The 20,639-nt window shown below is 57.7% G+C and carries 22 protein-coding genes; 13 read left to right on the top strand and 9 right to left on the bottom strand.

Annotated features, from left to right (window positions below; genetic code table 11):
• Positions 1-5: 5 nt before the first annotated feature.
• The 3 genes from HBJ59_RS02685 to HBJ59_RS02675 are packed head-to-tail and all read right to left on the bottom strand — an operon-like array spanning position 6 to position 2,313.
• Positions 6-569: a peptidylprolyl isomerase gene (locus HBJ59_RS02685; RefSeq protein ID WP_167662706.1), complete on the bottom strand. Its 564-nt coding sequence runs from the start codon at positions 567-569 to the stop codon at positions 6-8.
• A gap of 3 nt (positions 570-572) precedes the next feature.
• Complete coding sequence (locus HBJ59_RS02680; protein WP_076014785.1) at positions 573-1,376, bottom strand: alpha/beta fold hydrolase; 804 nt, start codon at positions 1,374-1,376, stop codon at positions 573-575.
• Between the two features lie 13 nt (positions 1,377-1,389).
• Positions 1,390-2,313 (bottom strand): LysR family transcriptional regulator, encoded by a 924-nt coding sequence (locus tag HBJ59_RS02675; RefSeq protein WP_076014784.1) that lies wholly within the window; start codon positions 2,311-2,313, stop codon positions 1,390-1,392.
• A gap of 49 nt (positions 2,314-2,362) precedes the next feature.
• Between HBJ59_RS02675 and HBJ59_RS02670 the strand changes: the two genes are divergently transcribed.
• From HBJ59_RS02670 to HBJ59_RS02650, 5 genes are all read left to right on the top strand, one after another.
• Positions 2,363-2,677, top strand: a complete 315-nt coding sequence (locus HBJ59_RS02670) for a 3-phosphoglycerate kinase (RefSeq protein ID WP_167662705.1) — start codon at positions 2,363-2,365, stop codon at positions 2,675-2,677.
• Between the two features lie 151 nt (positions 2,678-2,828).
• Positions 2,829-3,428: an FMN-dependent NADH-azoreductase gene (locus HBJ59_RS02665; protein WP_167662704.1), complete on the top strand. Its 600-nt coding sequence runs from the start codon at positions 2,829-2,831 to the stop codon at positions 3,426-3,428.
• A 203-nt stretch (positions 3,429-3,631) separates the two neighbouring features.
• On the top strand, positions 3,632-4,501 hold the full coding sequence (locus tag HBJ59_RS02660; RefSeq protein WP_167662703.1) for a carboxylate/amino acid/amine transporter: 870 nt from the start codon (positions 3,632-3,634) through the stop codon (positions 4,499-4,501).
• 142 nt (positions 4,502-4,643) lie between these two features.
• Positions 4,644-5,615, top strand: a complete 972-nt coding sequence (locus HBJ59_RS02655; RefSeq protein WP_167662702.1) for a hypothetical protein — start codon at positions 4,644-4,646, stop codon at positions 5,613-5,615.
• A 2-nt stretch (positions 5,616-5,617) separates the two neighbouring features.
• Positions 5,618-5,980 (top strand): hypothetical protein, encoded by a 363-nt coding sequence (locus tag HBJ59_RS02650; RefSeq protein WP_167662701.1) that lies wholly within the window; start codon positions 5,618-5,620, stop codon positions 5,978-5,980.
• A 47-nt stretch (positions 5,981-6,027) separates the two neighbouring features.
• Here HBJ59_RS02650 and HBJ59_RS02645 read toward each other — a convergent pair whose 3' ends face one another.
• On the bottom strand, positions 6,028-7,326 hold the full coding sequence (locus tag HBJ59_RS02645; protein WP_167662700.1) for a mechanosensitive ion channel family protein: 1,299 nt from the start codon (positions 7,324-7,326) through the stop codon (positions 6,028-6,030).
• 193 nt (positions 7,327-7,519) lie between these two features.
• Between HBJ59_RS02645 and HBJ59_RS02640 the strand changes: the two genes are divergently transcribed.
• Positions 7,520-8,866: a DEAD/DEAH box helicase gene (locus HBJ59_RS02640; RefSeq protein WP_167662699.1), complete on the top strand. Its 1,347-nt coding sequence runs from the start codon at positions 7,520-7,522 to the stop codon at positions 8,864-8,866.
• A 46-nt stretch (positions 8,867-8,912) separates the two neighbouring features.
• On the opposite strand, the gene HBJ59_RS02635 is transcribed toward HBJ59_RS02640, so the two are convergent.
• Positions 8,913-9,188 carry a hypothetical protein gene (locus tag HBJ59_RS02635; RefSeq protein WP_063032478.1) on the bottom strand — a complete coding sequence of 92 codons (276 nt, stop codon included), beginning with the start codon at positions 9,186-9,188 and terminating at the stop codon, positions 8,913-8,915.
• Between the two features lie 154 nt (positions 9,189-9,342).
• Here HBJ59_RS02635 and HBJ59_RS02630 point away from each other — a divergent pair, with 154 nt between their 5' ends.
• Positions 9,343-9,732, top strand: coding sequence for a transcriptional regulator (locus HBJ59_RS02630; RefSeq protein WP_167662698.1), 390 nt, complete (start codon positions 9,343-9,345; stop codon positions 9,730-9,732).
• A 3-nt stretch (positions 9,733-9,735) separates the two neighbouring features.
• Here the strand turns inward: HBJ59_RS02630 and HBJ59_RS02625 are convergent, their stop codons facing one another.
• The 3 genes from HBJ59_RS02625 to HBJ59_RS02615 form a co-directional block, all read right to left on the bottom strand.
• Complete coding sequence (locus HBJ59_RS02625; RefSeq protein ID WP_167662697.1) at positions 9,736-10,602, bottom strand: DUF6279 family lipoprotein; 867 nt, start codon at positions 10,600-10,602, stop codon at positions 9,736-9,738.
• Positions 10,603-10,668: 66 nt separating this feature from the next.
• Positions 10,669-11,394: a TorF family putative porin gene (locus HBJ59_RS02620; RefSeq protein ID WP_003210721.1), complete on the bottom strand. Its 726-nt coding sequence runs from the start codon at positions 11,392-11,394 to the stop codon at positions 10,669-10,671.
• Between the two features lie 206 nt (positions 11,395-11,600).
• Entirely contained in the window at positions 11,601-11,780 is a 180-nt protein-coding gene (locus HBJ59_RS02615; RefSeq protein ID WP_003210722.1) for a hypothetical protein, read from the bottom strand.
• Between the two features lie 324 nt (positions 11,781-12,104).
• Between HBJ59_RS02615 and HBJ59_RS02610 the strand changes: the two genes are divergently transcribed.
• From HBJ59_RS02610 to HBJ59_RS02600, 3 genes are all read left to right on the top strand, one after another.
• Positions 12,105-12,941 carry a S1 RNA-binding domain-containing protein gene (locus HBJ59_RS02610; RefSeq protein ID WP_076014775.1) on the top strand — a complete coding sequence of 279 codons (837 nt, stop codon included), beginning with the start codon at positions 12,105-12,107 and terminating at the stop codon, positions 12,939-12,941.
• A gap of 142 nt (positions 12,942-13,083) precedes the next feature.
• Positions 13,084-13,491, top strand: a complete 408-nt coding sequence (locus HBJ59_RS02605) for a DUF2177 family protein (protein WP_167662696.1) — start codon at positions 13,084-13,086, stop codon at positions 13,489-13,491.
• A gap of 199 nt (positions 13,492-13,690) precedes the next feature.
• A complete protein-coding gene (locus HBJ59_RS02600; RefSeq protein WP_167662695.1) occupies positions 13,691-15,133 on the top strand; it encodes an NCS1 family nucleobase:cation symporter-1 in 1,443 nt (480 codons plus the stop codon).
• Here HBJ59_RS02600 and HBJ59_RS02595 read toward each other — a convergent pair.
• Positions 15,045-16,253 (bottom strand): MFS transporter, encoded by a 1,209-nt coding sequence (locus HBJ59_RS02595; RefSeq protein WP_167662694.1) that lies wholly within the window; start codon positions 16,251-16,253, stop codon positions 15,045-15,047. The genes HBJ59_RS02600 and HBJ59_RS02595 overlap by 89 nt on opposite strands.
• Positions 16,254-16,357: 104 nt before the next feature.
• Between HBJ59_RS02595 and HBJ59_RS02590 the strand changes: the two genes are divergently transcribed.
• The 3 genes from HBJ59_RS02590 (at position 16,358) to HBJ59_RS02585 (ending at position 20,600) form a co-directional block, all read left to right on the top strand.
• Complete coding sequence (locus HBJ59_RS02590; protein ID WP_167662693.1) at positions 16,358-17,251, top strand: LysR family transcriptional regulator; 894 nt, start codon at positions 16,358-16,360, stop codon at positions 17,249-17,251.
• Between the two features lie 137 nt (positions 17,252-17,388).
• Positions 17,389-17,511, top strand: a complete 123-nt coding sequence (locus HBJ59_RS31350; RefSeq protein ID WP_003210728.1) for a PA1414 family protein — start codon at positions 17,389-17,391, stop codon at positions 17,509-17,511.
• A 989-nt stretch (positions 17,512-18,500) separates the two neighbouring features.
• A complete protein-coding gene (locus HBJ59_RS02585; protein WP_167662692.1) occupies positions 18,501-20,600 on the top strand; it encodes an FAD-dependent oxidoreductase in 2,100 nt (699 codons plus the stop codon).
• The last annotated feature ends 39 nt before the right edge of the window (positions 20,601-20,639 follow it).

Here is a 20,639-nt window from a genome sequence, read left to right as displayed (position 1 = left end):
AGCCTTCAGTCGATGCGCTTGGCCGACTTGATCAGGACAGGATCGATTGGCACGTTTTGCATGCCCTGTTTGGTGGTGGTTTGCGAGTTGACGATGATGTCGACCACGTCCATGCCCTTGACCACTTTGGCGAATACCGCGTAACCCGCATCACGGCCCGGGTCGAGGAAGGCATTGTCCGCAACGTTGATGAAGAATTGGCTGGTGGCGGAGTTCGGGTCGTTGGTACGTGCCATCGACAGGGTGCCACGCACGTTATGCAGGCCGTTGCTGGCTTCGTTCCTGATCGGTGCTTCGGTCGGCTTTTGCGACATTTGCGACGTGAACCCACCGCCCTGCACCATGAACCCCGGGATTACCCGGTGAAAAATGGTGTTGGTGTAGAAGCCCTTGTCGACATAGGCCAGGAAGTTCTTGGTACTGATCGGGGCCTTGACCGGGTCCAGTTCGATTTCGATGTCGCCATTGGTGGTGCTGATCAAGACGTGGGGTGCCTTGGCGGGTTCGGCCGCCATCAGGTTGGCAGCGAACAGTACGGAACCGGCAAAGAAGGCGATTTTTTTCAGCATGGGTCAGTGATCCTGGGTTGTGGTTTCGACTGTCTTGAGAAAATCGAGCAGGGTGTTATTGAAGTGTTCGGGTTGATCCAGCGGTGTGGCATGGCGGGAATCTTCGATCACCACCAGCCGCGCATCGGGCAGCAGTTTTACATAGATTTCTTTCTGCGCCACGGGGGTGTAGTCGTGGTCGGCGCTGATGACCAGGGTTGGACAGGAGATTTTCGAAAGTTGTTCCTGTACGCCCCAGCCAACAATCGCATCGAAGCTGGCGAGGTAAGCACGTTTGTCGTTTTTTGCCCAGCGTTCAGCCATCTTGCGGCGCAGTTCGGCTTGTTCGGGCTTGGGAAACAGCATGTTGCCCAGGGCTTTGCCGATGGTGCTCAGGCTGAGGACGCGTGCCAGGCTCCAGCGCTTGGCCCACTGCCAATAATCGCCGGCAGTGCGAACCTTGACCTGGGGCGCACTGTTGACGATGCACAGGCTCTTGAGCATTTGCGGCTCATCCACCGCCAGTTGAAAGGCGATCATGCCGCCCATGGACAGGCCCACCACGTGGGCCGGGGGCAGTTGCAGGTGTTCGATCAAAGCCACCAGGTCGGCGGTGAAGCCCGCGATGCTGTAGCGCTCCCGGGGTTTGTCGGAGCGTCCGTGACCGCGCACGTCTACCAACACCAGCCGGTAGTGCTGCGCCAACACGGGCACTTGCAGCTCCCAATCCAGGCAACTGGAGCCCAGGCCGTGGATCAGGATCAGCGGCGCGCCATGGCCATATTCCTCGTAATGCAGGGTGCAACCTTCATGTTCGAAATAGGCCATGGGAACTCCTTGTTCAGGCTTGCTGCGGTGCGGCGAACGGCGCGTCCAGTGGGGCGGTGTCGAAGGTGCGCAGCAACTCGACGAGAATCTGCGTGGCCGGGCCCAGGGGTTTGTCCTTGTTCGAGTAAAGATAGAAGGTCGGGTTGCGGCTGCCACCCCGTTCCAGGGGCAATAGCTTGAGCAGGCCTTCCTTGAGTTCGCGTTCGATCAGGTGCCGGGGTAACCAGGCGAAGCCCAGGCCGCTGCTGACGAAGGTCGCGGCGGTGGGCAGGCTGCCGACGGTCCAGCGCTGCTCGGCGCCGAGCCAGCCGACGTCCCGTGGCTGCTGGCGGCCGGAGTCGCGGATGACGACCTGCATGTGGCTTTCCAGGTCCTGGAAGCTCAGTTCGCGGTGCAGCCGATGCAGTGGGTGTTCCGGGTGGGCCACGGCGACAAATTCGACGTCGCTCATTTCTGTGCCCAGGTAACCGGGAATGATAAAGCTGCTGATGGCCAGATCGGCCATGCCGTCTATCAACAGCTCTTCGACGCCGGACAGCACCTCTTCACGCAGGCGCACCCGGCAGCCGCGGCTCTGCGGCATAAAGGCGGTAAGGGCACGCACCAGGCGGGCGTTAGGGTAAGCGGCATCGACCACCAGTCGCACCTCGGCTTCCCAGCCTTGTTCCATATGGTGGGCCAGGTCTTCCAGTTGGCTGGCGTTTTTCACCAGTTGCCGGGAGCGGCGCAGCAGTACTTCGCCGGCTTCGGTCAGTACCGCTTTGCGCCCGTCGATGCGCAGCAGCGGCACACCGAGTTGGTCCTGCATGCGGGCCACGGTGTAGCTTACCGAGGATTGCGAGCGGTGCAGCGCTTCGGCCGCTTGGGCGAAGCCGCCATGGTCGACCACGGCTTGCAGGGTGCGCCATTGATCGAGGGTAACGCGGGGCGCTTTCAAGATGAGCTCCTCTTGTCCTAAGCTGGCGGTCCTTATTGGAGACTGCCGAATGAGAAAATTCTGTTGTGTGCTGCTGGCGCTGCTGCCGTTGAGTGCGTTTGCATTCAGTACCGATGTGACGAAAGACATTCAGGGCGTGAAGATCGATTACAGCGCGTCGGACGTCGACAGCAATATCAGTTCGATCCAACTCACCAACTACGGCCCCAATGATGCGGAGTGCAAGGTGCGCTTTACCAATGGCCCGGAAGCCCCGCGTACCCGCAAGGTCACGGTTGCGGCGGGTAAAACCACCAACACCACGGTCAATTTCAGCCGTGCCGTTATCAAGATGCGTATCCAGCTCACTTGCGCACCGAAATAAGGCAAAAGCGGAGGATGCCCACAGCAATACTCCGCTTATAAACAAATTTCTAGATGGGTTATAGCAATTTTTTACGCTTTTTAATCGAACGGGCTCTGATTAACCTTCACTCCATCGCCTTACAGCATTCACCGATGGAGCTTACATAATCATGGCCCGTGTTCTGATCATCGAAAGCAGCGCCCGTCAGCAGGACTCAATCTCCCGCCAACTGACCCAACAATTCGTCAGCCAATGGAAAGTCGCTCACCCGGCTGATCAGATCACCGTACGTGACCTCGCCATCAACCCCGTTCCGCACTTGGACGCCAACCTGCTGGGCGGCTGGATGAAACCCGCCGAACAGCGCAGCACGCTCGAACAGGCTTCCCTGGATCGCTCCAACGAACTGACCGATGAGCTGCTGGCCGCCGATGTGTTGGTGATGGCTGCGCCGATGTACAACTTCGCGATTCCCAGCACTCTGAAAGCCTGGCTCGACCATGTGCTGCGTGCCGGTGTGACCTTCAAGTACACCGCCACCGGCCCCCAGGGCCTGCTGACCGACAAGCGCGCCTTTGTGCTGACTGCCCGCGGCGGCATTCATGCTGGCGGCAGCACCGACCACCAGGAACCGTACCTGCGTCAGGTCATGGGCTTTATCGGCATCCACGACGTCACGTTCATTCATGCCGAAGGGGTGAATCTGGGCGGTGATTTCCAGGAAAAAGGCGTGAACCAGGCCAAGGCACTGCTCGCCCAAGTGGCGTGAGATGTTAATCGTCAGATAATCGCCCGCTGTTTAGATAGCTCCACGCAACCCTTCAAGTACGCGTATCGAACCTCCCTTTGCACTTTTTGCTCCTGAGTGCTCCCGCCCGACTGACGCTTTTAGCGAGGTCGGGTTTTTTTTGCCTTGAGTTTCGTAAAGCCCGGAAAACCGCTAATGTCGCGCCCATTCAAAATGAGGCGAGCATGGGCTATCTACTTGTTGTGACGCTGATCCAGGCGTTTTCCTTCAGCTTGATCGGCGAATACCTGGCCGGTCACGTCGACAGTTACTTCGCGGTGCTGGTGCGCGTGCTGTTGGCCGGGCTGGTGTTTATCCCGCTGACCCGCTGGCGCTCGGTAGAACCGGCGTTCATGCGCGGCATGCTGTTGATCGGCGCGCTGCAGTTTGGCGTGACTTACGTGTGTCTGTATTTGAGCTTCAGAGTACTGACGGTGCCGGAGGTGTTGCTGTTCACCATCCTGACGCCGTTGCACGTGACCCTGATCGAAGACGCCTTGAACCGCCGCTTCAATCCGTGGGCGCTGGTGGCCGCATTGGTAGCGGTGACGGGAGCGGCGGTGATTCGCTTTGACCAGATCACCCCGAACTTCTTCGTGGGATTCCTGTTGCTGCAACTGGCCAACTTCACCTATGCCGCCGGGCAGGTGCTTTATAAGCACTTGGTGGCCCGTCATCCGAGTGATCTGCCGCACTACCGGCGTTTTGGTTACTTCTACCTGGGTGCATTGGCGGTGGCATTGCCGGCGTTCCTGATGTTCGGCAAGGCCAACTTCTTGCCGGAAGCGCCGTTGCAATGGGGCGTTTTGGTGTTCCTCGGGCTGGTCAGCACGGCACTGGGCATGTACTGGTGGAACAAGGGCGCGTGCATGGTCAACGGCGGCACATTGGCGGTGATGAACAACCTGCATGTGCCAGTGGGGCTGCTGCTGAATTTGCTGATCTGGAATCAGCACGAGCCGTTGGGCAGGTTGCTGCTGGGCGGGTTGGTGATTCTGGGAGCGGTGTGGATCAGCCGGCTGGGCATAAAGTCGTCCGGCAGTTTGGCTCGTTAACTCGAGGTGTTTTTGTAGGCCTTGATCACTTGCTGAGTAGGTAATTTCCCAAATGTGATTTCAGCCTTTCCAGGCTTGTGTCCCGGGCGTACTCGCCTGCTTATATTCCGACGCCATATTCATTACATCAGGGATGTAAGTTGTGGCGCAGGGATACATCAATGAGCGCACCACGGACTACCTCAGTTTGAAATCCCGGTTGCTGACCGGGTCCAATCGGCAACGCTCCGATCAATTCGATGCGCTGAATCTGCATTTGCGCCAGGACCTGCTGGTAACGCCGGGACAGATGGTGATCATTCCAGACGACTACGGTGTGGCGTGTACCGCCGACGATGCGTGGTTGATGCGCCATGCCCAAGAGATTCGCCGCAATCTGGAACTGGACGCATCGGCGGGGGCGGCGGTGATCAATAACTATGACTTGTTGCAAAGTTTGCTGGGGTACAGCTCGATTGGCATCGGCAGTGCGGCGTCTGCCTGGGGGCGGCATTTGGATGAGGTCAAGCACACGCTGGAAGAGATTGAACGGTTGCATCAGCAACTGAAGAGTGGTGCTTTGAACAAGGATGTGTTTATCCAGCAGCGGCAAATGTTATTCCGTCGTTTGGATGCTCAACTGCAAGGCGCGGCGCGGTTGGGTACCAGCCTGCAAACGAATAAGTCGCTGAAGAAAGTGTTGGGGATTTCCACCAAGAGCTATTTGCACAAGAGTGAAATCGTCGGGTATACGCAGCGGATTCGCAGTATTGCTGAAACGTCGAAATTTTTGGGCAAGGGGACTTATGTGGGGATGGCCTTGGATGTGGGCGTGACGGGTTTGGAGATCAAGGAGGCGTGTATGCAGGGGCGGGAAGCGCAGTGCACTCGGGCGAAGTATGTGGAGGGGGGGAAGTTGGTGGGGGGTGTGGTGGGAGCAGCACGAGGCGGAATTGCTGGCGCTGAGGCTGCCCGGCGTGTTTGCAGCTTGGTCCTGGGAGTGGTTCTGAAGGGCGCTGGAAAGCTTGCTTGCGGGATAGTGGGCGGAGCGGCTGGAGGTTATGCGGGAGGTAGCCTTCTAGGGGCAGGTGGAGAAGAGGTAGGCGATCTTATGTATGAATCAGTAGGGCAATAATCATGTCCCTGGGTATTGCCTTCGTAATGGTTCTGTTCATTGAGGCCTTAGTCATGTTGGGCGCAGACCTGTTTGTCAAATACAAAAAACTGGATGAGCTGGAAAGCTATTTTAGTGAAAACGAAGCCATTCAGCGCAACAAGCGTTTCTGGCGAAAAAATCGACTGATCGATAAAACTATGCGTTTGAGCGTGATTATTGGTTTTCTGATGCAACCTCAGGCTCATATTAAAGCTGGGGAGGTTACTGCGAAGGAGCTGGCGTCAGTTCCTTTGGCCCTAAGACGTTGGGCAACCTGGCCGTTTTACTTTGGGATCGCTTGGCTCCTGGCTTGCTGCATGGGGCTTGTTTGGCAAAAATGGTGACGCCCGTGGCGAGGGAGCGGCCCTCTCGCCACGGCATGCCGACCTAGTCAACCATGACGTATTTCAACCTCCGGCAAATGACTGGCCCCCAGCACCGCCGGCAACATCCCCGCCCGCAAGTCACCGCCACTCGGCTGCTGGTACAGGCTCAAGCCAAATTCCGGCAGCACCGCCAGCAGGTAATCGAAGATATCGCCCTGAATCCGCTCGTAGTCGGCCCATGCGGTGGTGCGGGTGAAGCAGTAAATCTCCAGCGGAATGCCCTGGGCGGTGGTCTGCATCTGCCGCACCATGCAGGTCATGTTCGGCTGGATTTCCGGGTGGCTTTTCAAATAAGCCAAGGCATACGCGCGGAACGTGCCGATATTGGTCATGCGCCGGCGGTTGGCCGACATCGCGGCGACATTCCCCTGGGCTTCGTTCCAGGCTTTGAGCTCGGCCTTTTTGCGGCTCATGTAGTCGGTCAGCAGGTGTACCTGGGTGAGCTTCAGCTCTTCGTCGTCGCGGATGAAACGCACGCCGCTGGCGTCGATGTACAGGCTGCGCTTGATCCGCCGGCCGCCTGAGGCTTGCATGCCGCGCCAGTTCTTGAACGACTCGGACATCAAGCGCCAGGTGGGAATCGAGACGATGGTCTTGTCGAAGTTCTGCACTTTGACGGTGTGCAGGGTGATGTCCACTACGTCACCGTCGGCGCCGACCTGGGGCATTTCGATCCAGTCGCCGACCCGCAGCATGTCGTTGCTGGTCAATTGCACGCTGGCGACGAACGACAGCAGGGTGTCCTTGTAGACCAACAGAATCACCGCCGACATTGCACCCAGACCGGAAAGCAGCAGCAGCGGCGAGCGGTCGATCAGCGTGGCGACGATGATGATTGCGCCAAACACGAACAACACCATTTTCGCCAACTGCACGTAGCCCTTGATCGAGCGGGTGCGGGCGTGTTCGGTACGGGCGTAGATGTCCAGCAGGGCGTTGAGCAGGGCGCTGATCGCCAGCACCATGAACAGGATGGTGAACGCCAGGGCGACATTGCCGATGAACAGGGTGGCGGTCTTGCTCAAGTCCGGCACCAGGTACAGGCCGAACTGGATCACCAGTGACGGCGTCATCTGCGCCAGGCGGTGGAAGACTTTGTTGTGCCGCAGGTCGTTGAGCCAGTGCAGTGCGGGTTGCCGGCCCAGCAACTTGACGGCGTGCAGGATGAGGTAGCGAGCCACTCGTCCGAGCAGCAATGCCACCACCAGCAACACCATCAGCGCCAGGCTGGAATGCAACAACGGGTGCTCGTCGAGGGTGCCCCAAAGGTCTTTGACGTTGAGCCAGAGCTGTTTGATATCCATGGGTAAACGCGATTCTTCTGTAGGACGTGACGGGGCGATTAGAGCATTTAAGTAAGTCAAAGTTGTCGTTGTGGACAAATTCCCTGACAAAAAAGCGGCTGATTAACGCAGTTCGCGTAAAGAAACTCGGCCTGAGCGCCCGAAACCGTTACCCTATGCAGCTGTTTTTTTGTATTTCTTCGAGGTAGCACCCGTGTTTTCCCAATTCGCCCTGCACGAACGCCTGCTCAAAGCCGTGGCCGAGCTTAAATTTGTCGAGCCAACGCCTGTGCAAGCAGCGGCCATCCCGCTCGCGCTCGAAGGGCGTGACCTGCGGGTGACGGCTCAAACCGGGAGTGGCAAGACCGCCGCTTTCGTCCTGCCGATTCTTAACCGTCTGATCGGCCCGGCTAAAGTCCGCGTCAGCATCAAGACCCTGATCCTGCTGCCAACCCGCGAACTGGCCCAGCAGACCTTGAAGGAAGTGGAGCGCTTCTCGCAGTTCACCTTCATCAAGTCCGGCCTGATCACCGGCGGCGAAGACTTCAAGGTCCAGGCCGCCATGCTGCGCAAGGTGCCGGATATCCTGATCGGCACTCCGGGCCGGATGATCGAGCAACTGAACGCCGGCAACCTGGACCTCAAGGAAGTTGAAGTCCTGGTGCTCGACGAAGCCGACCGCATGCTCGACATGGGCTTTGCCGACGACGTGCAGCGCCTGGTGCAAGAGTGCGTGAACCGCCAGCAGACCATGCTGTTCTCGGCCACCACCGGTGGTTCAACCTTGCGCGAGATGGTCGCCAAGATCCTGAACAACCCTGAGCACTTGCAGGTCAACAACGTCAGCGACCTGAACTCGACCACCCGTCAGCAGATCATCACCGCTGACCACAACGTGCACAAAGAGCAGATCCTCAACTGGTTGCTGGCCAACGAGACCTATCAAAAGGCTATCGTGTTCACCAACACCCGGGCCATGGCGGACCGCATCTACGGTCGCCTGGTGGCTCAGGAGTACAAGGCGTTCGTCCTGCACGGTGAGAAAGACCAGAAGGACCGCAAGCTGGCCATCGACCGCCTCAAGCAAGGCGGCGTGAAGATCCTGGTCGCCACCGACGTTGCCGCCCGCGGCCTGGATGTTGACGGCCTGGACATGGTGATCAACTTCGACATGCCCCGCAGCGGCGACGAATACGTACACCGTATTGGTCGTACCGGGCGTGCCGGCAACGATGGCCTGGCGATCTCGCTGATCTGCCATGGTGACTGGAACCTGATGTCGAGCATCGAGCGCTACTTGAAGCAGTCGTTCGAGCGCCGCACCATCAAGGAAGTCAAAGGCACTTACGGCGGGCCGAAGAAGGTCAAGGCATCGGGCAAGGCTGTTGGCGTGAAGAAGAAAAAAGTCGACGCCAAGGGCGAGAAGAAGAAGGCCGGTGCCAAGTCGCCGACCAAGCGCAAGATTGCCAACCGCCCGAAGACCGACAACCTGTCGTTGGTCAGCAAGGACGGCATGGCGCCTCTGAAGCGCCGCAAGCCGGAAGCTCCGGCTGCCGAGTAAGGCTTTAGCCACAAAAAAACCGGACGATGTCCGGTTTTTTTTCGCCTCAGTTTTTGGCTTTTGCAGCGGCCTCGTCCATTTCCTTGAGGCGCTGGTCGATCAGTTGGCACTTGTCGGGCAGGTCTGCGCTGGCGGTTTCCAGCTTCATGTTCTGCAGCTCTTCGTTGATCTCCTTGGCCTTCTCTGGATTCTGTTGGGTGAGCTTGGTCACCTCCTTGGCCAGTTGCTCACGTTTGGCGGTGGCTTCTTCCAGCGTGCAGGCCCACGCGGGTAGCGCTGCGAGCAGGGTGGCGGCGACGGCCATATTCAGCAGGGTTTTCATTGTTCGGACCTCCATGGCGATGATGTTCGGTTGAGGGCCGCAAGCGCTGAAAAGTTCAGCAAAATTGCGCCTGTCCGCTAGGCTGAACGGACGATGGGTCCGGCATGTCACACCTTTGAAGGGCCTATTTCGTGTGCCTTCAGGAGGAATCAGGATGACGACTTACGATTGGGATTTGATCGAACGATTGCTGCATGAGGTACAGAACGGTGGCGCCAGCTTCGCCCCGCGCAAATATGCCGAAGAGGAAGCGACTAAAAGGGCTGCCGCCGGAGAGCGCATCGGTAATCTCGATGAGTTTAAAAAGCTTGCAGCAGATTACGAGGCGTTATTGTTCAAGCACGGCTTTATTGAGTCGAGGTCAGAGGAAGAGTGCGGCAATGGTGAGAATTTCAAATTAACCCCGCGCGGCTCACAGTTGCTGAGCCTGATCGACAGCAGCATCCCCGGCGATAATCACCCGCGGCAGGTGCTGGACGAGCAGGCGGATGCGCTGGATCCGGCGACGTTTGATGAAGTGGCGTCGAAAGCACAGATTGCCTGATGACTACGGGGTGCCAGCCTTCAGGCATTTAAGGGCTTTGAAGTCGCTGCGCACCTTGTCGATCTTCTGTGTCAGCTTCTGGCGTTGCTGCACGGTGCTTTCAGCCATCAAATCGACGATCAGGCTGCGGGCGGCAGTTTCGGTCTGGGCGTAGGCCTGGCGATATTCCGGCGTCCACAGGCTTTCGCGGTCCACCAGCAGTTGCTCGATCTTCTGGGGGAAGTCGCTGCTGTGGCGGTCTTTGACCGCTGCGATAAAGAGCGTTTGCCAGTGGGCGCGGTTGCCAATCCATTGTTGGTTCTGCTCACCCAAGGCGATCGACCAGGCGGTGACGCGATTCTGCTGGCTGGCACTTAGCGGGCCGAGCCAGGCATCGAGGCGCTTGTTCATGCGCTCGGCGCGTTCCTTGATCTGCTGCTCGAGGGGTGGTTTCAGGTACTCGTCCTGACGCTTGCGAAGGTCCTTGGCGAATGCTTGCTCCATATCCCGTACTTGCTGGTCGTCCAGCCCCTGCAATAATTCGACGGCGGATGGCGTGATTGCGCGGGCGCTTTCGGCAATGGCTTGCTTGGCCTCGGCGGTGCGGGTTTGCAGGGCGGCGTCGGTGACCTGGTTGTTGTCGACCATCTGTTGCAGGCGGTCGAGCCAGTCCAGGTAACCCGGTAATTGGGTGGTGCAATGCCAGGCCAGGTGTTCCTTGAGGGTGTCGTTGAACCAGCTCTTTTGCCCGGCATTCATGTCCAGGTAGTCGCTGAGGGTCCAGGGGATGATCACATCCAGATTCCGATAAGCCAAGCCTACCCGATTGCAGCCGGCGAGCACCATGCTGAGGGTCAGCAACATCACCAGTAGTTTTAAGCGACGCAGCATGAGCGAGTCCTTGCGCAGACGAGGTTATTGCATCTGAACCCGTCAGTGCAGCGACAGTTCAGCTCATCAATAAAACGCTCGCTCTGCTTTTAAGGTCAATAGCCCGTCGCATTGCGAGTTGTGTCCGGAGTAGGCCGAGCAATCGCCGCCGCTGAGGCTGGAATCGCTGTAGATCAGGTTCAGGTCGACGCCCATCCACGGCCGGGAGAATTGCACCGACCAATCACTGAAACTGCGGATGGAGCTGCCATCGGCAACCGACACCGGGGTGCCCAACTGGTGGGTGGTGTACTTCATGCTGACGCCGATGCCGAAAGGCTTGGTGCCGCCGAGGTCGGCAAACAAGGTGCTGTCCTGGCGGTCCGGGTCGTTGCTGAAGGACGCGCCGAAACGGTTGCCCAGTAAGGTCAGGCCGCCGTAGAACTCCTGGCTGTCGAGTGGGCTCAGCTTGGGATAGCTGTAGTGAATCATCCCCAGTTCATAACCCAGGGTCTGGTCGAAGGGGCGCTTGAAGCCCAGGTAGGAGTCGACTTCCAGGTTGCTGGTAGGGGAAATCCCCATGCTCGGTGAGAATTGGCCGAGATACAGGCCGCTGCCGTGGCTCAGGTCGAGTCCGCCGTGGAACGAGTCGCTCCCGGGTGCGGTGGGTTTTACCAGGCCTTGGGCCATGCTGCGGCTGGGCGTGGTGCCCAATTTAAGGTCGAAGTCACCCAATTCACGCTGGAAAACCTGCGCTTCGGCGAGGGGGCTGGCCAACAAGGCACCGGCCAGGAAAATGCAGGATTTGAGCATGCTTCACTCCATGAAAAGCGAGGAGCAGTAACGGGAAATATCAGGCAAATGCCCGATCTAGACGTGTGCAAGCATACCGGCGATGGTTCGCAGATGAAGCCCGTTCGTCGATTGGTGTTAAAGGGGGTGGATCAGAGGGTGTTACGGGCTCTAGTCCTAGCGCCTTGAAAGGCAAAGCGCTTAGGGACCAGGTGTGATGCGCGGTATTACTTTTTACCCAGGGTGATCTGCTTGGACGGGCCGAAAGTCTGGCCGCTTACGCCTTTGGCAATTTGCTGGATTTCGCCGCCCTGCTTGAGGAATGCAGCAATTTGGCTGTTGATCGATTCGCTGGTTTCAACGGCGGGAGCTGGCTTTGCTTTGCTGTTGGATGCTTTTACGCGCATGGCGGCCACTAACCTGTAGAAAATTAACTTGGCCATGCATCGTACATGAAATGCTTGACAATTGCTTGGCAAATATCCCCCTGAAATATACGGAGGGTTTATGAATTGTCCGAAATTAGTGATTGCAATAGTCACCTAACTCGCTGTTTTAACTACAAACCCAGGGGAAAAACAGGCCGTGGGCACCGGCAGAATTCAGGTGGCTGATCTGACGAGCGGGGCGCTGCCCGGCAAACCCGTGATTTTTCAGGCCTGTGCGCCGGTACGCGGGACCGCCGCCGTCAACTCGGGTAGAATGCCGCCCACGCAATGAGGGTATTGGAAATGGCTTTAGTCGGGCGCTACAACAGCTTGCAAGTGGTTAAACACACTAACTTTGGTTTGTACCTGGATGGTGATCAAGAGGGCGAAATCCTTTTGCCCAACCGTTATATCCCCAAAGATATTCCCAGTGAAGATGAAGACTGGCTCAACGTTTTTATTTATCTGGACAGCGATGACAAACTTATCGCGACCACCGAAAAACCAAAAGTACAGGTGGGTGAATTTGCCAGTCTGAAAGTGGTTGAAGTCAACAGCATCGGTGTATTCCTCGATTGGGGCCTGCCCAAGGATCTGCTGCTGCCTTACTCCGAAGAAAAGCGCCAGCTGACCGCCGGTGAGTATTGCGTGGTGCACGTCTACCTCGACAAACACACCAAGCGCATCACCGCCACCGCGCGCCTTGACCGTTACCTGGACAAGACTCCGGCCACCTACAAGGTTGGCCAGGAAGTTGACCTGCTGGTGGCTGAGGCTACCGACATGGGCTTCAAGGCCATTATCAACAACAAGCACTGGGGCCTGATCCACAAGAACGAAGTGTTCAAGTTCCTGCGCCCGGGCAAGGAAGAGAAAGGCTTCATCAAGGAAATCCGCGCCGACGGCAATATCAGCCTCAGCCTGCAGCCGGTGGGTGAAGAAGCGGCCTCCAGCCTGAACTCGAAGATCCTCGCCAAGTTGCGTGACAACAACGGCACCTTGCCGGTCAGCGATAAAAGCGATCCGGCACTGATCAGCAGTTTGTTCGGTGTCAGCAAAGGCAACTTCAAGAAGGCCATCGGCGCCCTCTACAAGCAGGGTCACATTGTGATCCACGCGGATCGCATTGAACTAAGCTGATCGCGGTTTGCTCTTTTGTAGGAGCGAGGGGGACGCCTAGTTCTTGCTCGCGAAGAACGTCAAGGTAACGTGTTCATTCAGACTGGGCGCGTTATCGTTGACGACCATCGCGAGCAAGCTCGCTCCTACAAGGGTCACGACGATGTCCAGGAAAACGCTCTTCGCCTACCTCGGTACCTTGCTCGCCTTTCTGATCCTTGACGGCCTGTGGCTCGGCGTCCTTATGGGGCCGACCTACAAAGCGCTGCTCGGCCCGCTGATGCTTGATCAGCCGCGGCTGTTCCCGGCTGTGGCGTTCTATCTCCTCTATGTCTTCGGTTGTCTGGTGTTTGTCGTCCTTCCGGCTTTGGGGAGTGGCGGCTGGCAACGTGCCGCTCGGCTTGGCGCACTTCTTGGGTTGGTGGCTTATGGCACTTATGACCTGAGCAATTGGGCGACCTTGCAAGGCTGGTCTGCCGGGCTGGCCGTCATGGACATCGCTTGGGGCACCTTTCTGAGTGCGGTTTGCTGCACCGTGGGCTATCAATGTGCACGCAGGGTGCACAATTGATTGTGTACAGGAATCATCTGCACCATCCCTGAGCGAAGCTGCACTGCCTATCTCCGGATAGTCCCGCGTGCCAGAGGGATTGTGCCGAGTTTCATTCCATTGGCACGCATTCTGCTCATCAACTCGTATACAAACCATGCCGCCTCCCGTACGCACTCCCGTCGCGGGTGGCAGGCCGGTATTTACGAGGAGCCCTGCGATGACCGAACAATTGCCCAAAGGCTACAGCCCGCGCCTGTACAACCAGGACCTGGGGCCGCTGCCGCAAAAGTGGAACTGGTACAACATCTTCGCCTTCTGGATGAGCGACGTGCACAGCGTCGGCGGTTACGTATTCGCCGCCAGCCTGTTTGCCCTGGGGCTGGCGAGTTGGCAAGTATTGATCGCCTTGCTCGCCGGGATCTGCATTGTGCAATTGATCGCCAACCTGGTGGCCAAACCGAGCCAACAGGCGGCGGTACCGTACCCGGTGATCTGCCGGCTGGCCTTTGGTGTATTCGGTGCAAATATTCCGGCAGTGATTCGCGGCTTGATTGCGGTGGCCTGGTACGGAATCCAGACGTACCTGGCGTCCAGCGCACTGATCATTGTGGTGCTGCGCTTTTTCCCACAGATGGCGGTATACGCAGAGCCGCATTTTGCCGGCCTGTCGTACCTGGGCTGGTTCGGTTTCCTCAGCCTGTGGACGCTCCAGGCGCTGGTGTTCTGGGCCGGCATGGAATCCATCCGTCGTTTCATCGACTGGGCGGGGCCCATTGTCTATGCGGTGATGTTTGCCCTGGCCGGCTGGATCGTCTGGAAGGCGGGCTGGGCGAATATCAGCTTCACCCTGGCGGAAAAGTCGCTGTCAGGCTGGCAGGCGTTTGGCCAAATCATCGTGGCGACGGCATTGGTGGTCTCGTACTTTTCCGGGCCGACCTTGAATTTCGGTGATTTCAGCCGCTACTGCCGCACGATGAAGGATGTGCGTCGCGGAAACTTCTGGGGCTTGCCGGTAAATTTCCTGGCGTTCTCCCTGGTCACCGTGGTCATCGTCTCGGGCACCTTGCCGGTGTTCGGCGAAATGCTCCACGACCCGATTGCCACCGTGTCGCGCATCGACAACGACATGGCCGTGCTGCTGGGGGCGTTCGCCTTCGTCACCGCGACCATCGGCATCAACATCGTGGCGAACTTCGTCTCGCCGGCCTTTGATTTTGCCAACGTGGCACCCAGCAAAATCAGCTGGCGCGCCGGCGGGATGATTGCGGCGGTGGCCTCGATCTTCATCACTCCGTGGAACCTGTTCAACAACCCGTTGATGATCCACTACACCCTCGACATCCTCGCGGCGTTTATCGGGCCGTTGTTCGGGATTCTGCTGGTGGATTTCTATCTGATCAAAAAGCAGAAGATCGATGTGGATGCGCTGTTCGATGACAGCCCGAGTGGGCGCTACTACTTTGATGGAGGCGTGAACTGGACGGCGGTCAAGGCACTGGTGCCCGCGACGCTGGTGGGCGTCGCGATCACCTTTACCCCGGCGCTGCAGGGCATGGCCAACTTCGCCTGGTTTACCGGCTGCTTCCTGGGTGGGCTGTTTTTCCTGGTGTTGGCGCGGCGTGAACAGGTTCGTGCGCCTGCACCGATGGTTGCCGGCTGACCAGTACCGAGCCTGCCACTAATAAACCGGCGCCGGCGACCACCAGCGCCGGTTGCAGGCCACCACTGAGGTGGCTGCTGACCGACGCCAGCAACGGCCCGCTCAATTGGCCGATTGCAAAGCTGGCGGTCAGCAACCCGGTGCTGCGCTGGTAGCCGTGGGGGGCGACCTCACGCAAGCGCGCCATCACCAGTTGCATGCACGCCAGGAATGGCCCACCGCACAGCAACACTCCCAGTGCCAGACCCCACCCGTTGCCCAACAGGCAGGCAAACACCCCGGCCGCTTGCAGCCAAAGGGACGTCATCAGCCAGCGGCGGGTGGTGTCCGGGTCCTTGCGGCGCAGGCTCGCGACCACCACGCCAATCGCGGCGGCCAGGCCAAAGCAGGGCCAAAACAGGTCTGCTTGCCAGGCGCCTTTGAATTGCGCGCTGGCCATCTGTGACAGGAACGTCGCCGGGATGATGTAGCCGAGGCCGTACAACACGTAGATCCAGCACAGGTGTTTGATGCTGCCGTTGTTGGCCATGTCGGTGTGGCTGGCAACGGGCGCGTTGGCAGCGGAAGGCTTGGGCAGGAACGGCAGGATTGCCAGCAGCATGACCAGGGCGACCACGCCATACACCAGCCATAAAGTGGCAGAGTTTTGCCCCAACAGGTTGGAGCCCAACGCCAGCAACCCGGTCAACAGAATCCCCAGCCCCGGTCCGGCAAACACCAGTGCACCCAAGCGTGGGCGCCCGGCCGCAATGGCCAGCGGTTGGCTCAGGCTGGTGATCATCACCAGCGCCCAAGCGCTCGCCACACCGGTACCGAAGCGCAACAGCAGGTGCGGCCAGAACCCGTGGGCCCAGTACGACGCCAGGGTCAGCAGCACACATAACCAAAGCCCACCGTACAAACGTCCGCGTACATGGTGATGGCTGCGGGCAAAGATCGAATCCACCGCCCCGACGAAATAACCCAGGTAGTTGGCCGCCGCGATCAATCCGGCGCCGGTCAGGTCGATCTGGCCTTCACTGAGCAAATGCGGCATTTGCGGGGTAAGCGCGAAGCGGCCAATGCCCATGGCCATCATCAAGGCGATAAAGCTGGCGAGTAAGCGGATCAGCGGTGACATGGTCAAGGTTCCTACGCAAAGCGAGTAACCATGAGGCTAAAGCGGATTGACTTTCTTTAAAAATGAATAATAGTGAGTAACTTGTTCAGTTTTGGAGAAAGGTGATGGAGTTTAGTCAATTGCGGATTTTCCAGGCCGTGGCCGAGGAGGGCTCCATCACCCGTGCCGCCGAGCGTTTGCACCGGGTGCCGTCCAACTTGTCGACCCGACTTAAACAAATGGAAGAACAGCTCGGCGTCGAACTGTTCGTACGCGAGCGCCAACGTTTGCAGCTTTCTCCCGCAGGCAAAGTGCTGTTGGACTACAGCGCGCGCCTGCTGGCTCTGCACGACGAAGCCCATGGCGCGGTGCAAGGCGGTCAACCGGCCGGCGACTTTGTGCTGGGCAGCATGTACAGCACGGCGGCGATTCACTTGCCCAAGCTGCTGGCGCGTTACCACAAGGCGTATCCGATGGTGAACCTGCAGGTGCAGTCAGCCCCCAGCGGCGAACTGCTGGAAGGTTTGATTACCGGGCGCCTGGACGCCGCCCTCGTGGACGGGCCGCTGGCCCTGGCCACTCTCGATGGCGTGCCGCTGTGCGAAGAGCGTCTGTTGCTGATTTGCGAGGCCGATCATCCGCCCGTTCGTGGGCCGCAGGATGTGGCTGGCCGCTCGGTGTTCACTTTCCGACGCAGCTGTTCCTACCGGGCACGTCTGGAAGCCTGGTTTTCCCACGACCGTGTGGCCATGGGCCGGGCCATCGAAATCGAGTCCTACCAAGGCATGCTGGCCTGTGTGATCGCCGGTTCCGGCGTGGCATTGATGTCTGAATCGATGCTCGACAGCCTGCCGGGCAAGGACAGCGTGTCCATTCATCCGTTGGCAGAGCCTTTTGCCAGCGCTACCACCTGGTTGATGTGGCGCAAGGGCATGCTCGGCGCTAATCTCAATGCATGGATTGACCTGCAGCAAGAGGGCAAAGTCGTACCCGAAGCAGACAGACGAGCGATTGCTTGAACGATCCGTCAGGATTTTGATCAATTCAGTAATAGTTCGTTGTGGTTTCGTTCAAGCAATACGTAGGACTTAAGACTATTATCTGTAGGAAGCGGCTACAGAATTCCAGCCGCTCGGCACTACCCCAAGGGGGCACCATGAAAGAGAAACTGCAAAACTGGCTGCACGACCTCGGCGTCGCACTCGGCTTGATCGAGCCACCGCTGCAACCGGTGCCAATTCGCACCGATGACGAGCAGCGTCGCCCGCGTCGCAGGTAAGTCCTGAAAAGCGCTCTCGCGACTGTAGGTTTTATCGTGTGGGCGCTGACGGGCTGGTCATTTCCAGGGTGTATTCCTGTCACCTGAAGTGTTGCTTGCAGGTGTGATTTTTCTGCCACTCCAACAAAACCTATCTGTCTGACTGCGGAAGTATCCTGGTCGGACATTTCCTGTTGTTCTGTCGTCTCGATTATTTCAGCGCTCTATATTTCTGCCTTTCTTGAAGAAGGAAGTCGTCATATGTCGATGCATGGCTCCAGCGTGGTTCGCAAGTGAAACGCATGCTCTGGTTGGCGGCGCTGCTGACACTCCTGGCCGGTTGCGCACAGCCGCACACGTTTGACTCTAACAACTTGGGAGACATCGCCGTCTCCGGCTTCCAGCCCCAAGAGCCTGGTAGTTGCCGACCCTCCGACATACCTCTCGACCAGAACCAGGTATTGAGCTTTTTCCAGCGCGCCATAACCATTGATAGCCGAGCGTTGCATGACGACTACGAATGGGCGCCTTGTTACCTTGAAGGCACATTGAAATACAGCGGGAACGCTTGCACTTGGCAGGTGAGGGCGGGGGCAATTGGTGTGATTGCGTGCCCTGCGGCGGAGCAATATTTCGCCTGCAAAGAGTGCGGCGATATGTTTTCAAGTGCAACGCACTAGCTCGGACAGGCAAAAAACGGGTGATCTGAACGATCGTTCGGATTGAAGCGCCTGCTCTCAGGAAAAGCTCTTCAAATATATTGTTTAATAGTTTCACCGTCATACAGATAAGTAGTCCGAATTCGTGCACATCAGTCAGGCTTTGGCGTTAAGTGTCGGAATTGGACTACCTATTTATCAGAGTCGGCTGGCTTATTTGATTTTAAAGACAAGCGTAGGTTGAGTTTCATCACGAAAAGATTTGTATCGTTTGCATTTATGCGATCCCCCAACTTTATTGAATTCCGCTCTCCTGGGCATAAGTCAGTCAGAATTGTTGGAGACAAAACTATGGTGTTCTCTTCCGTTCCGCCAGTCGCCGCGTCACTCATCGCCACAACCGAAAATATTTTACATATCGCACCTGTATCGAGAGGCTGGAAGGCTGACGCACCCAGCAACGTAGTGTTTTTCCCTCCGACATTAACCAAGCAAGTTCTGCTCATACAGATCGGTCTCCTGCGCCCGTCAACGATCATTGTCGGGGACCAAACTATTGATGCAGATATCATTGCTCAATGGCGTATATCGCACCCATTTGGAGACCTTTACTTAGTCCGCAGAGGTGCGAGTCTGGATAAAGTTCGGCTGGATCTTTGCGAATCTAACAATATTCGAGTGATCAATACGCCAGGGGTTAACGCGCCGCATGTTGCTGCTTATATTGCGCACTGGCTGACACAATCCGATGGCTCCATACCCCGTGAAATCTGCGTGCTGGGATACGGTAATGTAGGGAAAGAGCTTGTTAAGTTGTTGCTTGATCGAGATCCGGATGTTCGGATTAAGGTGTTGGAGCGGCGCGATCGCGTGCCTGACAAGATCGGGAAAGCCTCTTCCAATTGCAGAGTTTCATTTGTCACAGACTGGCTCGAGGCGTTGGAGGGTGCCTATGCGGTCGCCATATGCTTGTCGTTGAATGATGAATCCGCGCATCGCATTGATCGGACCCTCATTCAGTGCATCCACAGACAAGCTCGCCTGGTCTGTGTCGCCAAGCCAGATGTCTTCAGCGATGACGCTTTGCAGACCCTGGCAACGGCCGAAGACATCCAACTGGTATTGGACTACGGGCCCAGGACACTGGATGCGTTTCGGGTGCGCACACAAGCGCTCGGTTGCAGTGTCTCCACATGGTACAAGCCGGCGACGCTGACGACACAGGCGGCAACCACTGAAGCCTGCCATTGCGACCTCGACTATGCGGTCTCAGTGCAACTGAGCTTGATGGCCTTGCACGGCCTTGTCAGACGAAAACTTGCACAATCATTGATGATCCCCGCTGAACAGGCAGAGGCCGGTGCGCCGCGTGTGTCGATCATTGGCAGAGGTATCAACGGCCTGCTCCAAGCCGTGATGTTCCGCCTGGCGAATTATCAGGTCATGGTTTACGGAGGAAATCAGGAACGGGATGGTGCCAGTCATAAGCAGGTGAACATGCGTCATTTGTCAGCAACGGAGACGACTGCAAAGCCGCTGCGTAACGATTACCTGACTCCTGGAAATCAGTATCTGGCCGTCGAGTGCAATCGTGCAGGTATCGAACTTTTTGAAAAGCTCCTGGCTGACAACCCATCGCTGGCAAAATTTGCGCGCTCGCGGATTGTACGAGCCTATGTGGACGACGCCAGTAGCGTAGAGGCCGCGATCTGCGAACAACGTGATATCGAAAACAGGCCTTGGCCGAGTGGTAAGCCGGGACGTGAACTTGCTGAGATCAGTCAACTGCAATTCCAGGCAACTTATGGAGTGCCCGGGGTCGGTCGGGCTATTGAGGTATCTGGCTACGATCTGGAATTTGGCGATCTTATGGCTGAAATAGAGACGCTTTTGCAACGCTCTGGGGTTAGGTTCATGTCCCAGCACCTAAGCCCGGTCCAAATTGCTGATCTGAGTAGAGAGCATTTCGTCGTCACTGCCATGGGGGTAGAGGAGCCCGAAGTAGTCGCGATCATTGGCTGGTTTTTCAAGCTTCGCGCTGTTGGCAATGAAGGTGTCGAAATGCGCGGACTCAAGCTGCAGTACGATCTGCCAATCGGTGTCATGAATTGCCGGTTGGACGGGGACTACATTCTTGTCTCCGGCGGGCAGGTTCCGCCCGATTCGACGCCGCAGTACAAGGAGCAGATACGGGCGGCGTGTCTGGCTGCTGTCTCTCGGCACTTTCCACAGTCCTACACCATGGCCATCGAACGTGACGACTTGCACATTATCGAGTGTGCCAGGCCCGGCACCGCAGATGGACTTTCAATCGTTTATTGGTCGGCATACAACCGAATTGTCGCCGGGGCAACGTATGCCGCAGGCACAACCCAGGGATTGGTATGGGCGTCTTTGGTCCAGGAAGTCATCCAGGCAAGAGCGCCAGCAGTCTCGGCAATGTGGGGATGAAAAAAAACGGGTGCGACATCCGACGTCGCACCCGCTGAA

The sequence above is a fragment of the Pseudomonas sp. AN3A02 genome, assembly GCF_011765255.1.
Classification (GTDB): Bacteria; Pseudomonadota; Gammaproteobacteria; order Pseudomonadales; family Pseudomonadaceae; genus Aquipseudomonas.
Note: the sequence above shows the minus strand (reverse complement) of the source record. Positions and strands in the feature narration are given on the sequence as shown.

Coding starts and splice junctions, on each gene's coding strand:
- HBJ59_RS02605 (WP_167662696.1), top strand. CDS start 13,084: ATGTCCAGGAAAACGCTCTTCGCCTACCTCGGTACCTTGCTCGCCTTT.
- HBJ59_RS02590 (WP_167662693.1), top strand. CDS start 16,358: ATGGAGTTTAGTCAATTGCGGATTTTCCAGGCCGTGGCCGAGGAGGGC.
- HBJ59_RS02685 (WP_167662706.1), bottom strand. CDS start 569: ATGCTGAAAAAAATCGCCTTCTTTGCCGGTTCCGTACTGTTCGCTGCC.
- HBJ59_RS02635 (WP_063032478.1), bottom strand. CDS start 9,188: ATGAAAACCCTGCTGAATATGGCCGTCGCCGCCACCCTGCTCGCAGCG.
- HBJ59_RS02630 (WP_167662698.1), top strand. CDS start 9,343: ATGACGACTTACGATTGGGATTTGATCGAACGATTGCTGCATGAGGTA.
- HBJ59_RS02600 (WP_167662695.1), top strand. CDS start 13,691: ATGACCGAACAATTGCCCAAAGGCTACAGCCCGCGCCTGTACAACCAG.
- HBJ59_RS02625 (WP_167662697.1), bottom strand. CDS start 10,602: ATGCTGCGTCGCTTAAAACTACTGGTGATGTTGCTGACCCTCAGCATG.
- HBJ59_RS02610 (WP_076014775.1), top strand. CDS start 12,105: ATGGCTTTAGTCGGGCGCTACAACAGCTTGCAAGTGGTTAAACACACT.
- HBJ59_RS02650 (WP_167662701.1), top strand. CDS start 5,618: ATGTCCCTGGGTATTGCCTTCGTAATGGTTCTGTTCATTGAGGCCTTA.
- HBJ59_RS02680 (WP_076014785.1), bottom strand. CDS start 1,376: ATGGCCTATTTCGAACATGAAGGTTGCACCCTGCATTACGAGGAATAT.
- HBJ59_RS02585 (WP_167662692.1), top strand. CDS start 18,501: ATGGTGTTCTCTTCCGTTCCGCCAGTCGCCGCGTCACTCATCGCCACA.
- HBJ59_RS02615 (WP_003210722.1), bottom strand. CDS start 11,780: ATGCGCGTAAAAGCATCCAACAGCAAAGCAAAGCCAGCTCCCGCCGTT.
- HBJ59_RS02645 (WP_167662700.1), bottom strand. CDS start 7,326: ATGGATATCAAACAGCTCTGGCTCAACGTCAAAGACCTTTGGGGCACC.
- HBJ59_RS02670 (WP_167662705.1), top strand. CDS start 2,363: ATGAGAAAATTCTGTTGTGTGCTGCTGGCGCTGCTGCCGTTGAGTGCG.
- HBJ59_RS02595 (WP_167662694.1), bottom strand. CDS start 16,253: ATGTCACCGCTGATCCGCTTACTCGCCAGCTTTATCGCCTTGATGATG.
- HBJ59_RS02620 (WP_003210721.1), bottom strand. CDS start 11,394: ATGCTCAAATCCTGCATTTTCCTGGCCGGTGCCTTGTTGGCCAGCCCC.
- HBJ59_RS02660 (WP_167662703.1), top strand. CDS start 3,632: ATGGGCTATCTACTTGTTGTGACGCTGATCCAGGCGTTTTCCTTCAGC.
- HBJ59_RS02665 (WP_167662704.1), top strand. CDS start 2,829: ATGGCCCGTGTTCTGATCATCGAAAGCAGCGCCCGTCAGCAGGACTCA.
- HBJ59_RS31350 (WP_003210728.1), top strand. CDS start 17,389: ATGAAAGAGAAACTGCAAAACTGGCTGCACGACCTCGGCGTCGCACTC.